The sequence below is a fragment of the Altibacter sp. genome, assembly GCF_019913785.1.
GTDB lineage: Bacteria > Bacteroidota > Bacteroidia > Flavobacteriales > Flavobacteriaceae > Altibacter.
The window spans coordinates 37,850-53,626 of record NZ_JAIOHK010000011.1 but is presented as its reverse complement, the minus strand read 5'-3'; the positions used below and the strand labels follow the sequence as shown (position 1 = coordinate 53,626).

At 41.1% G+C, this 15,777-nt stretch carries 14 protein-coding genes; 6 read left to right on the top strand and 8 right to left on the bottom strand.

Going from position 1 to position 15,777, the window contains the following annotated elements:
- Positions 1-15 precede the first annotated feature (15 nt).
- Together K8F54_RS01550 and K8F54_RS01545 are read left to right on the top strand one after the other, a co-directional pair.
- Positions 16-3,108, top strand: coding sequence for a hypothetical protein (locus K8F54_RS01550; protein ID WP_290786087.1), 3,093 nt, complete (start codon positions 16-18; stop codon positions 3,106-3,108).
- Positions 3,109-3,254: 146 nt separating this feature from the next.
- The gene (locus K8F54_RS01545; protein ID WP_290786084.1) at positions 3,255-3,662 is read left to right on the top strand and encodes a glyoxalase; all 408 of its coding nucleotides are present in this window, start codon (positions 3,255-3,257) and stop codon (positions 3,660-3,662) included.
- Here K8F54_RS01545 and K8F54_RS01540 read toward each other — a convergent pair.
- From K8F54_RS01540 to K8F54_RS01530, 3 genes are all read right to left on the bottom strand, one after another.
- A complete protein-coding gene (locus K8F54_RS01540) occupies positions 3,639-4,370 on the bottom strand; it encodes a DUF3307 domain-containing protein (RefSeq protein ID WP_290786082.1) in 732 nt (243 codons plus the stop codon). The two genes, K8F54_RS01545 and K8F54_RS01540, sit on opposite strands and share 24 nt — an antisense overlap.
- Entirely contained in the window at positions 4,367-5,035 is a 669-nt protein-coding gene (locus tag K8F54_RS01535; protein WP_290786079.1) for a hypothetical protein, read from the bottom strand. The genes K8F54_RS01540 and K8F54_RS01535 overlap by 4 nt, the downstream gene beginning before the upstream one ends.
- Positions 5,036-5,151: 116 nt before the next feature.
- A complete protein-coding gene (locus K8F54_RS01530; RefSeq protein ID WP_290786076.1) occupies positions 5,152-5,835 on the bottom strand; it encodes a DUF2461 domain-containing protein in 684 nt (227 codons plus the stop codon).
- Between the two features lie 77 nt (positions 5,836-5,912).
- Between K8F54_RS01530 and K8F54_RS01525 the strand changes: the two genes are divergently transcribed.
- The gene (locus K8F54_RS01525) at positions 5,913-6,344 is read left to right on the top strand and encodes a hypothetical protein (RefSeq protein ID WP_290786073.1); all 432 of its coding nucleotides are present in this window, start codon (positions 5,913-5,915) and stop codon (positions 6,342-6,344) included.
- A 65-nt stretch (positions 6,345-6,409) separates the two neighbouring features.
- Here the strand turns inward: K8F54_RS01525 and corA are convergent, their stop codons facing one another.
- Positions 6,410-7,498, bottom strand: a complete 1,089-nt coding sequence (gene corA, locus K8F54_RS01520; RefSeq protein WP_290786070.1) for a magnesium/cobalt transporter CorA — start codon at positions 7,496-7,498, stop codon at positions 6,410-6,412.
- 207 nt (positions 7,499-7,705) lie between these two features.
- Here corA and K8F54_RS01515 point away from each other — a divergent pair, with 207 nt between their 5' ends.
- The 3 genes from K8F54_RS01515 to K8F54_RS01505 are packed head-to-tail and all read left to right on the top strand — an operon-like array spanning position 7,706 to position 11,029.
- The gene (locus K8F54_RS01515) at positions 7,706-8,707 is read left to right on the top strand and encodes an OmpA family protein (RefSeq protein ID WP_290786068.1); all 1,002 of its coding nucleotides are present in this window, start codon (positions 7,706-7,708) and stop codon (positions 8,705-8,707) included.
- Complete coding sequence (locus K8F54_RS01510; protein ID WP_290786065.1) at positions 8,704-9,276, top strand: hypothetical protein; 573 nt, start codon at positions 8,704-8,706, stop codon at positions 9,274-9,276. Before K8F54_RS01515 ends, K8F54_RS01510 begins: the two co-directional genes overlap by 4 nt.
- Position 9,277: 1 nt before the next feature.
- Entirely contained in the window at positions 9,278-11,029 is a 1,752-nt protein-coding gene (locus K8F54_RS01505; protein ID WP_290786062.1) for a sodium:solute symporter family protein, read from the top strand.
- Between the two features lie 50 nt (positions 11,030-11,079).
- Here K8F54_RS01505 and K8F54_RS01500 read toward each other — a convergent pair whose 3' ends face one another.
- From K8F54_RS01500 to sucD, 4 genes are all read right to left on the bottom strand, one after another.
- Entirely contained in the window at positions 11,080-11,895 is an 816-nt protein-coding gene (locus tag K8F54_RS01500; RefSeq protein ID WP_290786060.1) for a prohibitin family protein, read from the bottom strand.
- Between the two features lie 19 nt (positions 11,896-11,914).
- Entirely contained in the window at positions 11,915-13,948 is a 2,034-nt protein-coding gene (locus tag K8F54_RS01495; RefSeq protein ID WP_290786057.1) for a vWA domain-containing protein, read from the bottom strand.
- A gap of 63 nt (positions 13,949-14,011) precedes the next feature.
- On the bottom strand, positions 14,012-14,758 hold the full coding sequence (fabG, locus tag K8F54_RS01490) for a 3-oxoacyl-[acyl-carrier-protein] reductase (RefSeq protein ID WP_290786054.1): 747 nt from the start codon (positions 14,756-14,758) through the stop codon (positions 14,012-14,014).
- 130 nt (positions 14,759-14,888) lie between these two features.
- The gene (sucD, locus tag K8F54_RS01485; protein WP_290786051.1) at positions 14,889-15,761 is read right to left on the bottom strand and encodes a succinate--CoA ligase subunit alpha; all 873 of its coding nucleotides are present in this window, start codon (positions 15,759-15,761) and stop codon (positions 14,889-14,891) included.
- Positions 15,762-15,777: the final 16 nt, after the last annotated feature.

Here is a 15,777-nt window from a genome sequence, read left to right as displayed (position 1 = left end):
CATAAACCAAAAAACATGAAGAAATTAGTCACCCTCTTCTTAAGTCTTGCCCTGATTCCATTTATGGGTGAAGCTCAAGAGACATCCCTAAAAGGCAAAGAACTGTTTGGCGATATGAATGCCCGCCATATTGGTCCGGCACTCATGAGCGGACGTATTAACGATTTGGAGAATCACCCTACCAACGCCCGTATAATATATGCTGGAGCAGCCGGTGGTGGTGTTTGGAAATCGAATGACGGCGGTGCCACCTTTGTTCCTATTTTCGATGACCACGCACAATCTATTGGTGTTGTAACACTGGATCCGAAGGATCCGGACAACACAATTTGGGTAGGTACCGGGGAAACTTGGACGCGAAACTCGGTTTCTGTTGGCGATGGATTGTACAAGTCAACAGATGGCGGAAAAACCTGGAAAGAGATCCCCGGCTTTGAAAAGAGCGAACGGATTGCTTCCATTGTGATTAATCCAAATAATACCAAAGAAATTTATGTGGGCGTCTTAGGTGCCCTGTGGAGTGATAGTGAAGACCGAGGCGTTTATAAAACAACCGATGGCGGTGTAACTTGGAAGAAAATTTTATACGTAAATACTTCCACCGGAGCCGCCGATGTTATTATGGATCCTAAGAATCCGGCAATTTTGTATGCCTCCATGTGGCAATTCCGAAGAACCGGCTGGGGCTTCAACTCGGGTGGAGAACACAGTGCCTTGTACAAATCTGTAGATGGAGGCCAAACCTGGAATAAAATTCACAATGGATTTCCATCCGGAAAATTGGGTAGAATTGCTGTGGCCGTGGCACCTAGCGACGGATCTATTCTTTATTCAGTTTTGGAGACCAACGACCCAAAGAAGAACGGACTCTGGAAATCTACCAATGCCGGTCAAAGTTGGGAACACCTAAACAATGATTTCGGACTAACCGTTCGTCCTTTCTATTTTTCAAGAATTACAGTAGATCCAAAGAATCCGGATATCGTAGTAAAAGGAGGCCTAAACGGATCGATTAGCCGTGACGGAGGAAAAACCTTTAAAGACCTGGGTAATATGCACAGTGACATTCACGACATCGTATTTGGTATCAATGACAGCGATCATATTGTTTCGGGTACCGACGGAGGTGTGTATCGTTCCTGGGATGCCGGTGCTACTTTCGAAATAGTGGAAAACCTACCCCTTTCCCAGTTTTACCACATTAGTGTGGACGATGCCGAACCCTATAATGTCTATGGTGGCTTACAGGACAATGGCTCCTGGTACGGTCCCTCCTCTTCGCCAGGAGGTGTGAATGCTCGTGATTGGAACAGTGTGGGATACGGCGATGGCTTTCGGGTGTTGAAGCACCCGACCAAGAATATTATTTATTCCGAAATGCAAGGCGCCGATAATGTTTGGCGATACGATGTTACAAAGAATCGCACCAAGACCATTCAACCCATGCGAAAAAAGGGCGATGTAAAACTGCGCTTCAATTGGAATGCGCCCATGGCTGTAAGTGCCCATGTTCCGGATCGTTTTTTTATGGGAAGTCAGTTTTTACACATGTCGGACGATATGGGCGATACCTGGACTATTATTTCTCCTGACCTTACGACCAACGATCCAGTCAAGCAGGATCAAACAAAGTCGGGTGGATTATCTGTGGACAACAGCGGTGCCGAAAATCACACCACCATTTTCACCATAGCCGAATCACCTTTAGACAAAAACGTATTATGGGTAGGAACAGATGATGGTAATGTACAGGTTACTACCGATGGCGGAAAAAACTGGAGTAATGTGACTCCTAATCTGGTTGGAATTCCCACCAATACATGGGTGTATCACATTGAGGCAAGCGTGCATGGAAAAGGAACCGCCTATGCTGTTTTCGATGGTCATACAAGTGGCGATATGAAGCCGTATGCATTAAAAACTACCGATTTCGGAAAGACTTGGAAGTCGATTATTTCTGAAGACATTCAGGAAAACGCCTTTGTCCGAAATATACAAGAAGATTATGAAAATGAAGACTTGTTGTTTTTAGGAACCGAATTCGGATTGTATGTAACCATTGATGGAGGAAAAAACTGGTCACAGTTTACCAACAATATGCCTCCCGTAGCAGTTCATTTTATTGAGCTTCAGAAACAAACCAACGATTTGGTCATGGGAACACATGGCAGGGGTGTTATCATTATTGATGATATAAGCCCGCTACGCGAATTGAATGCCGAAGTACAGGAAAAGGACGTGCATTTTTTTAAAACGAAACCTTTTACAATGACTGAGGAAAGTGGATTTTCCGGAAGTTTTGGTGCCGAAACCCAGTTTGTAGGTGCCAATAAAAATACAGCCGCAAGAATCGTTTACTATTTGAAAAAGCGTCATACGTTTGGAAAAATGACGATGGAGGTGCAAGATATGCAAGGCAAGCTGGTACTCAATTTAGCGCCGGGTAAATCAAAAGGAATAAATGTAGTTTTCTGGGGCTTTAATACCTATGCTCCAAAAATGGCGGAAGGTAAAACCTTAAACTTTTCAGGATTCACAGCACCGAGAGTTCCAGCCGGAAAGTACAAAATTGTACTCACGAAAGGAAAAGATGTTTTTGAGCACATTATTGAAGTTGTTTATGACGAAAACTCCTTGGGTACCCTGGCAGAACGCAAAGAACAAGAGGATTTGACAAGAACCATGTATACGATGGTGGAGGATTTAGCCTATATGGTGCATGAAATCACTGAAACTCAAAAAACTGCGCAAGAGGTGATAGCAAAGCATCCAAAAGGCAAGAAAGTAGCCCAAAAACTGTACGATGCCTTAGAAGGTTTACGAGCCGATTTGGTGATTACAACCGGTGACAACTACGTAGCATCGGCCGAACCGGAGCTTCGGGAGAAAATGGGAAGCCTGTACAGCAATGTCGCGACTAGCTATGACAGGGTTTCGGGAGCCTTAAAAGAAAACTTCGAACTGATCTTCGAAGAATTTCAGCAAGAAAAGAAAAATTACAACACCATCCTTGCCAAGGAAGGAAAGAAGTTTTTAAGCTTCTTAGAATCGAATGAAATCGCAAAGCCGGATATTAAGTCGAAAGAAGAATTCTTAAAAAAGGGATAGGCATTAAAGTGCCAGATTATAAAGAAGCCCGCTAATTAGCGGGTTTTTTTATGGATTAAAATTGTTGACAACCACGTTTATAACTCGATGGATTTTTCTGAAAAATCCTACAAAACATTGGTTATTTTTAATAAAACCAAAAGATCATGGACGCCCGCGATACCACGCTATTGAGTTTACGCCCCAACATCACTTCGGCCACTGTTACACCTTCAATGTCTTCCGAAGAACAATTTCAGAACCAAACCCTTAGACCGGTAGCCAAATTACAGAACGACCTGCTGGTTGCTGTATTTACCAATTATGTTCGGAAACACAAGAACGTTTTTTACGACCTCACGATTGAAAAACGCCTCGATTATATTGAAAATGCGATCCACAAGGACATGAAGTTTCGCAATTCGCTCAAGGGCATCATCATTGGACAGTTTACGCTTGAAGAATACGAACTGTATATAGAGAATTCTTCGGCCTTGAATAAACGCATGATGAATATTGTAAAAGACCGTCTCAAGAGTAATATTCAACTCTTAGAATACGAGTACGCGCATTAATATTCCAATCACAATAGTAAGTGCAAAGCTCATAAGCGTCCCAATAAGTACGTATTCGGTTTGCTTTCTGGCGCCGCTTTTACTTTTATCACTAAATCGCAAAATAGATTTGGCTGCGATTAAAAACCCGATCGCAGAGAAGTTATTCGTAAGGATAAAAGTGAGTACCAAAATTCGTTCAAAAATTCCGATATAGCGCCCCGCCTTTTTTAAGCTGGTGGAACCGCCGTCTTTAGCAATTTCATCCTGCCACTGTTGGGTTGCCATTCCAATAATGAATCCAATTGGAAAAATAACAACCAAATAACCCGTTAATAACACCAATGTCATTTCTGAAGTGATAAACGAAGCCATAAACGGTACTACCGAAGCAAACGCGTCGGTAAGGTATAGCCAGGCCCCAAGCAGCACCAATAGGTGAAATAGCTGATCCCATAAAAAATATACCAAGGAATTTTTGGGCTGGTATAGTTTCCAAAGATCGATGAAAAAGTGCGAAACACTAATAATGACAGGTATTTGCCAGCCACTCCAGTCTTGAAGGAACAGGTAGGTCAATAAGCCCGCGGTAAACGCGTGTATATACAAAAAGGGAGATCTTGTCTTTTTCTTTCGCTTCTGTTTGATCCAGGCTTTGGACTGTAACAGAAAATCGGTCACAACGTGTGCTAAGAGTAATTGTAAGGCGATAATGATTTCGGAAGTCATACAAAATATTTTTTGGCTACTTGCTCATAGCGTTTTAATAACAGCTGAATTTCCTCCCAACCTGCCGCCTTTTTACGAAGATTGATGGCCGCTTGACTACGTCCAATTTCGTTGGCAATCTGTTGTTCGGTATACCCTTTTAGCAGGTAATACACCACCTCGGCAGAAGCTGTCGACCAGCGGTTGGTAATGGCATCCAAAAAAGCAAAGCTCACTAAAAACTCGGCATTTATTTCTTTATTGGCTGTTGTAAGTGCCATTTTGGAACCTTCCAACTTCATTTTATCCAATGTTCTCCCCGAAAAGTGAAACGCTGCGCCGTTGCTTTCGGTGATGGAGGTCTTGTCGTAGTCTGCCTCCCCTATTCCAATGGAAATACGAATGTCTGCAATGGGCGTTTTCGATTTTGTCTGGACGGCTTTTGAAACCGTTTTATTCACGAATGCCTTAATTTGAAGTGCTACAGACAAGGCCCTGACGGGGTTCTCTAGGACGCCTTGAAAACTATCTCCGCGATATATGGAAAAATGTACCCCTTCGGCTGAAAGTTGATTTTCGATCATAGTAAATTCGGCCTTTAAATGCTTCAGAATTGATTTTAACAAATTCGTCTCGTATTGCGAAGAATTGATAAAATCGCCACTAATTACGGTTAGGTTTTTCATCGCTTTCAGTTTAATAAGCCTGTATCCTTATTTATAATTTTAATAAGCCTATGGACTTATATAGTGCAATTATAAGCTAAAATACTTATAATTACAACAAAAATGTACTATTTCGATTATTTCTTCAACAATGAAACACCATTGAGATCGGTTGTCAAAACCTCACTCATATAGTTAAAGTAGGGTCGCAGCAGCTCGTAGTGCTGTAAAAGCTTTTCTTTAAAGTCTTCGGAAAACACCTCATTATCGGTAAATTTATGCACTACAAAATAATTCTTTAACCCAATTAGATCGATATTGGGATCGTCCTTACTGAAGCCTTTCGGAGCGGTCTTTACCCTATGCTCTTGTACAAATCCTCCAAAAGCAGCCTCAAACGCTTTTGCGCTTAAAATCTTACGAATCATTGTGGCGTCCATTTCAAATTCCTTACGGATTCGCAACAAATCAGCCGGATTGGGGTCAAAAAAACCACCTGCCATCAAAGAATTTCCCGGTTCTAGGCGTAGGTAATAGCCCCCGCGACGGTCCTCACCTGCTCTGCTAAAACTAACACTCCTATGAACATTGTATGGAGTCTTATCCTTGCTAAACCGAATATCCCGATTGATACGAAACACCTTTGTTTTTGAAATCTTATCGGTCTTGTTGAGTCCCTCCGCTACCGCAGCATAAAATGTTTTCAACATTTTTTCATTCGCCTGATATTCTTTTTTATGTTCCTGCATCCAATCGCGGTGATTGTTTGCTTTGAGATTGTTTAAAAAAGAAAAAGCACTTCTAGGAATCCTAACACTCATGTGGGAATTGGTTTAAAAACATAAAGATAAATTAAAATATGTATTTTTATATGGTACAACCTTAAAACCAATTAATTATGACAACTCCTATCAAACCCAAAGCCGGATTTTGGATTATTGGCGTCATCGCTCTTTTATGGAACATTATGGGCGTGTTTCAATACCTCTCCACGACCCTATTAAAAGAAGAAATGGAACAGGCCTTAACCGAGGAACAATTAGCGCTTATGAGCGGATTACCATCATGGTATACCGGTGTATTTGCCATTGCCGTATTTTCTGGTTTATTAGCCAGTCTTTTACTCTTGATGCGACGAAAGTGGGCCGTCTCACTTTTCTTAATTTCTATGCTCGCTGTGATCGTGCAAATGGGCTACTGGCTATTTGCCACCGATGCAATGGAAGTGTATGGCACGGAGGCTGTTGTAATGCCGGCCATCGTTATCATTGTCGCCATATTTCTTTATTTCTACAGTAAGGGAGCTGCCAAGAAAACTTGGTTGCGATAAGGGACAAGGTGCTATAATAAAAAGGGGGTGATCTATAGGTCATCCCTTTTCATTTTTAAAACGGTTTATAACCAGCGCTTTCGCTTGAAATAAAACAACATAACCAAGAATACCAAAATCATGGCTCCCCATAAATAATAATAGCCATGTCTTAGGTGCAATTCGGGCATATGATCGAAATTCATACCATAGATCCCGGCCATGAATGTCAAAGGAATAAAGATGGAGGCCATTATGGTAAGTACCTTCATCACCTCGTTCATTTTATTACTAATTGTAGTCATATACATGTCCATTAGCCCCCAGATCATCTCTCGATGGAGGTCGACGCTTTCACTTACTTGAATAATATGATCATACAGATCTTTTATATAAGTTTGAGTTCGCTCCTCAATTAATGGACTCTCCATTTTATCTAGCTTACTAATGACCTCTCGCAAAGGAACAACGGCTCTTCTAATTTTTAATATTTCTTTTTTGAGATCTTGTATGTCCTGTGAAATATCGCGTTCCACTTTTGTTTCAAACAATTGATCCTCTAATTCTTCAATTTTTACACTTAAAAATTCTAGTACGCTAAAGTAATTATCCACTACGGCATCAAGTAGGGCAAACATCAGGTAGTCGGGGCCAAAATTGCGTATTCTACCTGCCGGCAACTTGATTCGCTCTCTAATTCCATCAAAAACATCACCGTCTGCTTCTTGAAATGTCAACACATAATCTTTCCCCAACACCAAACTGACATGTTCGGAAAGAAACTCTCCATTATCGGTATAACGGAGCATTTTAAATACGATAAAGAGATATTCATCGTACTCGTCGATTTTAGGTCGCTGATAGGTACTTACAATATCTTCTTGAATTAGAACATGAAGACCAAAGTGATTTCCAAGTTTAATAATTTCATTGGCATGATTTAAGCCATTTACATTTATCCATGTTATAAGGTCAGTCCCCTTAAACTTAAAACCATCCTCTACATTGTTTGTCTCAATCTTATGGAATTCATCTTTAGAATAGTCCATAATTTCCAGTTCTGTAACAGCAGCTTGCTTCTTCCCTGTGTAGGCAACGGTCCCCGGAGACAAGTTCTTAAAGGTCTTTGGCTTTTTATTTGGAAGCCATTTGTTGCGCGTTTTTCTTTTCGCCATAATAAAAATGATAATTACCTTTTAAAGATAGAAAAAAAATAAGGTAAGCTGCCCCAATTGAAGCCACTTCCTTTGGCAAAACTTTATACACATTATTATGTGGAAAAGATGTAAGGTTTTGTAAGTAAAAGGTCAATAATTTTTATAGATTTGTTAGAAGACCCTATTTAAACCTCAACCCGTAATAAATCAGTCTTTTACTCCAAAATGAAAAAATTTTTAATAGCCTTTGCTGTCTTTTTGTTGTGGTCCTTATTTGGTCTGTGGTTGTATTCTTGGCTTCAACCGAATACCGATACGGCAAAAGTTGGGGGTGAAATAATTGACAATACACAAAATACCGATTCATTGACTGAAAGTGTTTCGTCTATTATTGATAATGACGCGGTAATACCTACCATTGCTATAGAGGATTCGTTGTTTGTCACCCAAGAAAACCACAAAGAAATTGCAGCGGTTGCATCGGGGTTAAAAGCGATTACACATGAAGGGGATGTTATTTTTCTGTACCCCGAAGGAATAACCATTACAAAAAATAGCAACGAGCTTATTATTCCGCCAAAGACAATTGACTTTAAATACAAATTGAATTCATACCTCTTGGAGCATCCAAATCGTGAAATTCATATCTCATCGTTATACAGTGCAACAGAGAATATCGAATCGCCCAATTTAGGAATTCAAAGAGGCAAAAAAATAAAGGATATTCTGGTAAAAACCGGAATTCCACAAGAAAAGATCGTTATAAAACCCTTTATTAAGGAAATTGATTTTAATAGTGATAATACCTTTTCAAACAGTTTCACCTTTTCGATAAAACCCTTGGATATTGAAAGAATTGAAGCTTTAAAAAGCAGGATTCCTGAATCGAGAATAGTATACCCCGATTTTGCAGATACGGGTATCATGGTCAATGAAAATTTAAAATTACTTTTGGACGAAGTGGTTAAGATTCTAGCCGAAAACCCCGAAATAAATATCGAGGTAATCGGTCATACAGATAATGTTGGCAATGCAAATGACAACTATATCATGGGACTCCAGTTTGCGCGACAGCTTCGCTGGTACCTGATTAACCGAGGCAATATTGACAGTAAAAAAATTAGAGCCATCTCACGGGGAGAAGCCGAACCTCTCGATACCAATCAAACCGATAGTGGCCGAAATGCAAACCGCAGAATTGAAGTAAAATTTTATTTGAGCAAATGATGAACCAGACCGATTTTTTAAACCAATTACCTGAATTTGCAGGAATTTTTATTTTGATGTTTAGCACATTTTTAATTGGTTATTTTTCATCATGGTGGCTACACAAATCAAAGAATCGAAAAACCATCAATCGGCTTAAACAAGAGATCAACACACTAAAAAGTCCGAAACAACTACACGACATCGATACCATTTTTACTGAAATTAAACCCAAGATCATCGAAGTAATGAAAGAAAACAGGGAGGAAATGAAGACTGCTACTCCCCCTGAAAAGATCATCGAAAAGGCCAGGACCAGTTATGTGACGTATACCAAGTCCACACCCGAGTTGAATTTTGACAATTTTGGACATGCCACCTTTGAAGAAAAGCAAGATCTTACTCAAATCAACGGAATTGGACCATATATAGAACAAAAACTAAATGAAATTGGTATTTATACCTATGAACAAATAAGTCGCTTACAGGAAGAGGACATTCGAACCATAACCGAATTGATCGATTTTTTCCCGGGTCGTATAGAACGGGATAATTGGGTGGGTCAAGCCAAATCATTAAAAGTGTACTAAAATGAAACTAGCGGGTCTCGATTGGGTCTTAATCCTATCCTTTTTTCTTGTTTTTTTAATAATTGGGATCATCGTCGCCAAGCGATCCGGAAAAGACACTCAGGAATTCTTCCTGTCGGGGCGAAATATGCCGTGGTGGCTCTTAGGAATTTCAATGGTGGCCACTACCTTTTCGGCCGATACACCAAATTTAGTTACCGATATTGTACGCCAGAACGGAGTTTCAGGAAACTGGGTCTGGTGGACTTTTTTAATCACCGGAATGCTGACTGTATTCGTATATGCCAAATTATGGAGGCGATCAAAAGTACTTACCGATCTTCAGTTTTATGAACTGCGCTACAGCGGTAAAGAAGCGGCTTTTCTAAGAGGTTTTAGAGCTATTTATTTGGGTGTATTCTTCAATGTCATGATCATGGCATCGGTATGCCTCGCCGCGATAAAAATTGGTGGAATCATGTTCGGTTTGGCACCCTGGGAATGTGTTCTATATGCATCGGTCGTGACCGTAATTTACAGTTCGATTGGCGGGCTGCGCGGTGTAATCTTTACAGATTTCTTACAGTTTATAGTTGCCATGATAGGATCGATATGGGCCGCCTATTATATTGTAAACCTTCCCGAGATCGGTGGTTTAGAGAATTTACTGGCGCATGAAAATGTTTCGGATAAGTTGCATTTTTTACCCGACTTTAACGATACGAAATCGCTGCTTGTGTTACTGATTATCCCAATAGCGGTTCAATGGTGGAGTGTCTGGTATCCGGGAGCTGAACCTGGTGGCGGTGGCTATATCGCACAACGGATGCTTTCAGCAAAAGATGAGAAAAATGCCATCGGAGCTACCCTATTGTTCAATGTGGCGCATTATGCGCTTCGCCCCTGGCCCTGGATCATCATTGCCTTGGCTTCCTTGGTACTCTACCCACAACTTTCGGATATAGGTAATGAATTTCCAAATGCGGTTTTGGGTCATGATTTGGGTTATTCGGCCATGCTCACCAATTTACCGGCCGGACTACTAGGCCTTGTGGTGGCATCATTGATTGCAGCATTTATGAGTACCATTTCGACACATTTAAATTGGGGTTCTTCCTATATTTCGCTCGATTTTTACAAGCGATTTGTAAAACCGGAGGCTTCCGAAAAAGAACTGGTAGCTGTAGGGAGGTTCTCAACAATTATCTTAATGATACTAGCTGCCCTTTTGGCATTGGCGCTAAGTAGTGCCCTAAGTACCTTTGCCATCTTATTGCAAATTGGTGCCGGTACCGGACTTATCTTTATCCTACGATGGTTCTGGTGGCGTGTGAACGCCTATAGTGAGATTACCGGTATGGTTGTCTCGTTTGTAATGGCACTTTTCTTCGAGTTTACCAATTTAGGATTGGAAGACTATGAGAAACTCATCTATGGTGTGGCCATTACAACGATTAGCTGGATTGCGGTAACGCTTCTCACCCGCCCTACCAATACCAAAACACTCTCCAGCTTCTACAATGCGGTAACGCCTTATGGAAACGGCTGGAAACCTTTTAAAAAGATTGCCTCGAAAGAAAATATCGAACTCAAAAAGACGCATGATGTATTTACAATTGACCTGGCGTCCATGCTTCTTGGTATTTTGTTTGTATATGCCTCTTTATTCGCAACAGGATACGTGATCTATGGCAATATGATAGGCGCCTTGGTGCTTATTGTAATTGCGGTACTTTCGGGCTTCTTGATTTTTAAACTTTGGAAAAAGAAATAAAAAAAACCGCTACATTGCTGAAGCGGTTCTTGATTTTTTTAAGCAACTATTTAGTTATTGCCCAAGATAAGCGGCAGCCCGTCTTTGCTCGATCCAACGACTACCACCTTCGAATTAGGTGATTTTGCTAACTCTAAAGTAGCTTCAATACCCTTGTCTTGCAAAATTTTATCGGTCAAAGAAGCGCTTAAAATTCGGTTGGCATCTGCTTTACCCTGTGCTTCGATAATTACTTTTTCGGCCTCCTTGGCTGCTGTAACCAATCTAAATTCATATTCCAATGATTCCTGCTCTTGTCTCAATTTACGCTCGATAGCTTCTTTGATTGTTGCAGGTAGTGTGACGTCTCGTACCAACACCTCGTTTAATTGTACGTACTGCTTTTCCAAGATATTTTTTGTTTCCTCAAAAATTTCCTCTTGGATGGCATCTCGTTTGCTGCTGTACAGCTGCTCTGGTGTATAGCGTCCTACCACACTTCTAGCGGCACTGCGTATTGCAGGCTGAATAACTCGTTGCAAATAATTCTCTCCCAATGTTTGGTGTAAATTTCCCAGATCTTTATACACCGGCAGATACCATACGGAAGCATCAATCTGAATTTCAAGTCCGTTTGAAGATAGTACTCTTAATTTTTCAAAGATTTCTTGTTGCCGAACTTCATATATGATTACCTTATTCCATGGAGCTACTATATGAAAGCCTTCTCCCAAAGGCGGTTTGTCGGTCACTACCCCATTGTCAAAGGTTTTATACAATACTCCTGCTTCACCGGAGCCGATAGTCACTGCTGACTTTGCAATGATTATAATAAGGATGATAAGCACAATAATTACGGGGATCCCGATTTTTGGTAATTTTTCCATGAGATTAGTATGTTTTAAGTTAGATAAGTCCGTTATATTTTCGAATAAACCATTCTGAAGCCAACACCAGCACTATAAATGCCAGCAGGTATTTCCAATCGATTAAAGGTACTACTTTTTCTTCGCTTTTTTGAATGGGTTGAAATTGGTCGTTTTCCAAAAGCGTTTCGATCAATCCATTACTTTCAGAAATAAAAAATGCCCTTCCGTTAGTATGAGTCGCTATACTATTAAGTTTTGTTACGTTGGCATTCAGAAATTGTTGTTCTACATTAAAATCGAGAATGGTAAAACTCCCGCTTCGGGAAATTGCTTCATCCCGGGCCGTAACCGTATAACGGTATTCGCCCGCCGGAAGACTGTTCAGGTCAACCTCGTAGAAGTTATTTCGAAGCAGCAATGGAAACTCCATTCGAACGCTGGTTTGGGTATTGGTAATCTGTATGTTCAATGAAGCCCTTGCGTCGAATACATAGTTCTGATCGAAAAACTGCGCATTGATCCGCACCATCGAATTGTTATAATAAAAGGACTCACTGTTCACCTCAAGTCGGCTACGTCGTTTATTCGATGCCAAATACTGAATCAATTTACCAATAAAATCGTCAAATTCCTGAAAGCTGGTATGATCCAAATAGGATTCGGCTCTCCATTTCCATAAGCCTTCGCCGTCCCAGATGGCATCGCGCTTTCCATTTAACTCCATCGTGGCAAGCATGGCGCTTTCACTGGAGATCCCGTTGATATATTGTTCCAACATCACTTCGTGAGGCAAGGTGATTTCGAGACCGCCAAAGAGCGTTTGTAAAGGTCTAAAACCATCAAACCCCGTGGTCGTAACTGCAAAAGTTCCGTAGTTTGGATTTAAATTACACGATACGTATTCGGTCTGGTTGGTAACCTCTTTATTGTAGTTATTCTGAATGGAATTTAAAAAATTCCAATCGGTCTGCAATCCCGAAATAACAAAGGTGTTTTTCTTTAACCTATCAATCTCTTGAAAAACCGAAGCAAATGTACGGTTGGGTTGATATAGTATAATCAATTGAAAATCATGTAAACCCGATACGGCATCAGTCGGCTTTTTAAGGGTAACCGTTCGCTGCTCATTGGTTGTAATGGCCTTTTTCAGCGCTCCAAGGTCAGGGTGCAATATTTCACTCACTATCAAAACATTGGTCGCCTGATCGATTACTTCAACGGCAAATTGTTTGCTATTATTGACCTTGTTCTTTTCTTCGGACAAGGGAATGAGCTGCGCTGTAAATTTTTGAAGCCCCACACTGGAAGCCGGCAGTGTTAAAGACAAGGTTTTTGCATTATTACTTTCAGAAAAAGAAATCGCTTCGCGATGTACTACAGTCGCCCCTTGTGTGATCACAAATTCGCTATTAACCGTGCCCACGCCACTATAGGTTAGAATCACTTCTACCGGAAATTTGTTTTTCAAAAAGGCATATCGGTTGGTGTTGAGCTGTTCGATCTTTAAATCGGTATACTTGGTGGAGTCCCCTAAGATCACCGGATAGATCGCGTCTTTAAACGCAGCCACCGAAAATTCGTAATCGTTACCCAACGTCTGGTTTCCATCGGTAATAAGAATGAGAGGAGATGTAACATTTTTAAACAATTGATTGGCCGTGGTCAATGCCTTTGAAATATTGGTATTGTTTTCTGAAAAGGACAGCGAATCGGTATCACTAAAATCACTTCCGAAGGTATAAAAGGAAAGCTCAAATTTTTCGTTTAATTCTGAATTTTCCTTTAGTCTCCTTATAAGCTCCGTTACATTTGTTTCTTGGCCTAGTTCCTTTACCGAAGCTGAATTATCGACCAACACCGGAAGCTTTGGCTTCTCAATGGTATAGGTCTCACTTCTAAATTTCGGATTGATCAATAGCACTAAGATGGAAAACAGGGTTAAAAACCGCAGCCCTCCAAAAATCCAGCGCAATGTTGTGGCGTATTTTGACTTGTATCCATACATAAACAGTGTCAAGGCCAGGGAGATAACCGCGGCAATTACGATATAAAGTATGGTTTCTGCTGTCATAAATGAAGTAACAAGGAGCGGTCTGATTAAAACGATCCATCAATCAGGATTAATGGTGCACCCTTAGGTTAACATCCCTCCGTCAACGTGTAATGTTTGGCCGGTAATATATGCAGAAAGGTCGCTCGCCAGAAAAACACAGGCATTGGCGATATCTTCGGGGGAACCTCCGCGCTTTAAAGGTATCGCATCGCGCCAAGATTGTACCGTGGCCTCGTCCAATTTCCCGGTCATCTCCGTTTCAATAAACCCGGGAGCTATTGCATTGCAACGAATATCACGAGAACCCAATTCGAGTGCAACCGATTTAGTAAAACCAAGGATTCCTGCCTTCGAAGCCGCGTAATTGGTCTGTCCGGCATTACCCTTCACTCCCACCACCGAGCTCATATTGATTATGGAGCCTTTGCGCTGTTTGAGCATGGCGCGCTGTACCGCCTTCGTCATATTGAAAACCGATTTTAAATTTACTTCGATTACCTTGTCGAAGTCTTCTTCAGAAATACGCATGAGCAGATTATCCTTAGTAATTCCGGCATTGTTTACCAAGATATCGATACTGCCGAAATCTTCCAGTACTTTGTTAGCGAGATCTTGCGACTGTTGGAAGTTGGCGGCATCACTTTGATATGCCTTTACTTTTACGCCTTCCTTTGAAACCTCATCGGCCAGTGCGTTGGCAGCTTCGGCAGACGAACTGTATGTAAAGGCAACGTTTGCGCCGTGTTTGGCAAAAACTTCTACGATTCCTTTTCCGATACCACGGCTACCTCCTGTTATGATTGCTGTTTTTCCTTCTAATAGTTTCATGAGTCGCTCAATATTTTAAATAATTTCTGAATACATTCAAATATAGGAAATCACTTCGGCTTTGCCATAAAAAAAGCCTTCCAACTTTGCCGGAAGGCTTTACTATTTTACTAAATGAGATTATAAAATTTTATCGCAACACCTCTGCGACGCGTTTTCCTATTTCTGCAGGTGATTCTACCACATGAATACCGCACTCACGCATGATCTTTTTCTTAGCCTGCGCTGTATCGTCACTACCTCCTACTATAGCTCCCGCATGCCCCATAGTACGTCCGGCTGGAGCCGTTTCGCCTGCAATAAAGCCGACAATTGGTTTCTTGCTTCCACTGTTTTTATACCAATACGCAGCATCAGCCTCTAACTGACCTCCAATTTCACCTATCATAACAACGGCTTCAGTTTCGGCATCATTGATCAATAATTCAACAGCTTCCTTGGTAGTGGTTCCAATAATAGGATCTCCACCAATACCTATGGCCGTGGTAATTCCAAGGCCTTGTTTTACCACTTGATCGGCGGCTTCGTAGGTAAGTGTCCCCGACTTTGAAACTATACCTACTTTCCCTTTTTTGAATACAAATCCGGGCATGATACCCACTTTGGCTTCATCGGGAGTAATTACACCCGGGCAATTAGGTCCTATCAAGCGACAATCTTTATCTTTTAGGTAATCTGAAGCCTTAATCATATCGGCCACCGGAATACCTTCGGTAATTGTAATAATCACCTTAATCCCAGCGTTAGCGGCTTCCATGATTGCATCGGCAGCAAAGGCCGGAGGTACAAAAATGATAGATGTGTTGGCACCTGTTTTCTTTATAGCATCTTCCACTGTATTAAAAACCGGTTTGTCCAGATGCGTTTGACCTCCTTTTCCGGGGGTTACGCCACCTACTACATTGGTACCGTACTCGATCATTTGCTGAGCGTGAAAGGTACCTTCACTTCCTGTAAATCCTTGAACTATTATTTTTGAATCCTTATTGACTAAAACACTCATGTTTCTTGCTGAATTT

Bases quoted from the DNA above. Each gene is read 5' to 3' on its own strand.
- K8F54_RS01550 (WP_290786087.1), top strand. From the start codon at position 16: ATGAAGAAATTAGTCACCCTCTTCTTAAGTCTTGCCCTGATTCCATTT.
- fabG (WP_290786054.1), bottom strand. From the start codon at position 14,758: ATGAAACTATTAGAAGGAAAAACAGCAATCATAACAGGAGGTAGCCGT.
- corA (WP_290786070.1), bottom strand. From the start codon at position 7,498: ATGGCGAAAAGAAAAACGCGCAACAAATGGCTTCCAAATAAAAAGCCA.
- K8F54_RS01515 (WP_290786068.1), top strand. From the start codon at position 7,706: ATGAAAAAATTTTTAATAGCCTTTGCTGTCTTTTTGTTGTGGTCCTTA.
- K8F54_RS01495 (WP_290786057.1), bottom strand. From the start codon at position 13,948: ATGACAGCAGAAACCATACTTTATATCGTAATTGCCGCGGTTATCTCC.
- K8F54_RS01505 (WP_290786062.1), top strand. From the start codon at position 9,278: ATGAAACTAGCGGGTCTCGATTGGGTCTTAATCCTATCCTTTTTTCTT.
- K8F54_RS01535 (WP_290786079.1), bottom strand. From the start codon at position 5,035: ATGAAAAACCTAACCGTAATTAGTGGCGATTTTATCAATTCTTCGCAA.
- K8F54_RS01530 (WP_290786076.1), bottom strand. From the start codon at position 5,835: ATGAGTGTTAGGATTCCTAGAAGTGCTTTTTCTTTTTTAAACAATCTC.
- K8F54_RS01525 (WP_290786073.1), top strand. From the start codon at position 5,913: ATGACAACTCCTATCAAACCCAAAGCCGGATTTTGGATTATTGGCGTC.
- K8F54_RS01500 (WP_290786060.1), bottom strand. From the start codon at position 11,895: ATGGAAAAATTACCAAAAATCGGGATCCCCGTAATTATTGTGCTTATC.
- sucD (WP_290786051.1), bottom strand. From the start codon at position 15,761: ATGAGTGTTTTAGTCAATAAGGATTCAAAAATAATAGTTCAAGGATTT.
- K8F54_RS01540 (WP_290786082.1), bottom strand. From the start codon at position 4,370: ATGACTTCCGAAATCATTATCGCCTTACAATTACTCTTAGCACACGTT.
- K8F54_RS01510 (WP_290786065.1), top strand. From the start codon at position 8,704: ATGATGAACCAGACCGATTTTTTAAACCAATTACCTGAATTTGCAGGA.
- K8F54_RS01545 (WP_290786084.1), top strand. From the start codon at position 3,255: ATGGACGCCCGCGATACCACGCTATTGAGTTTACGCCCCAACATCACT.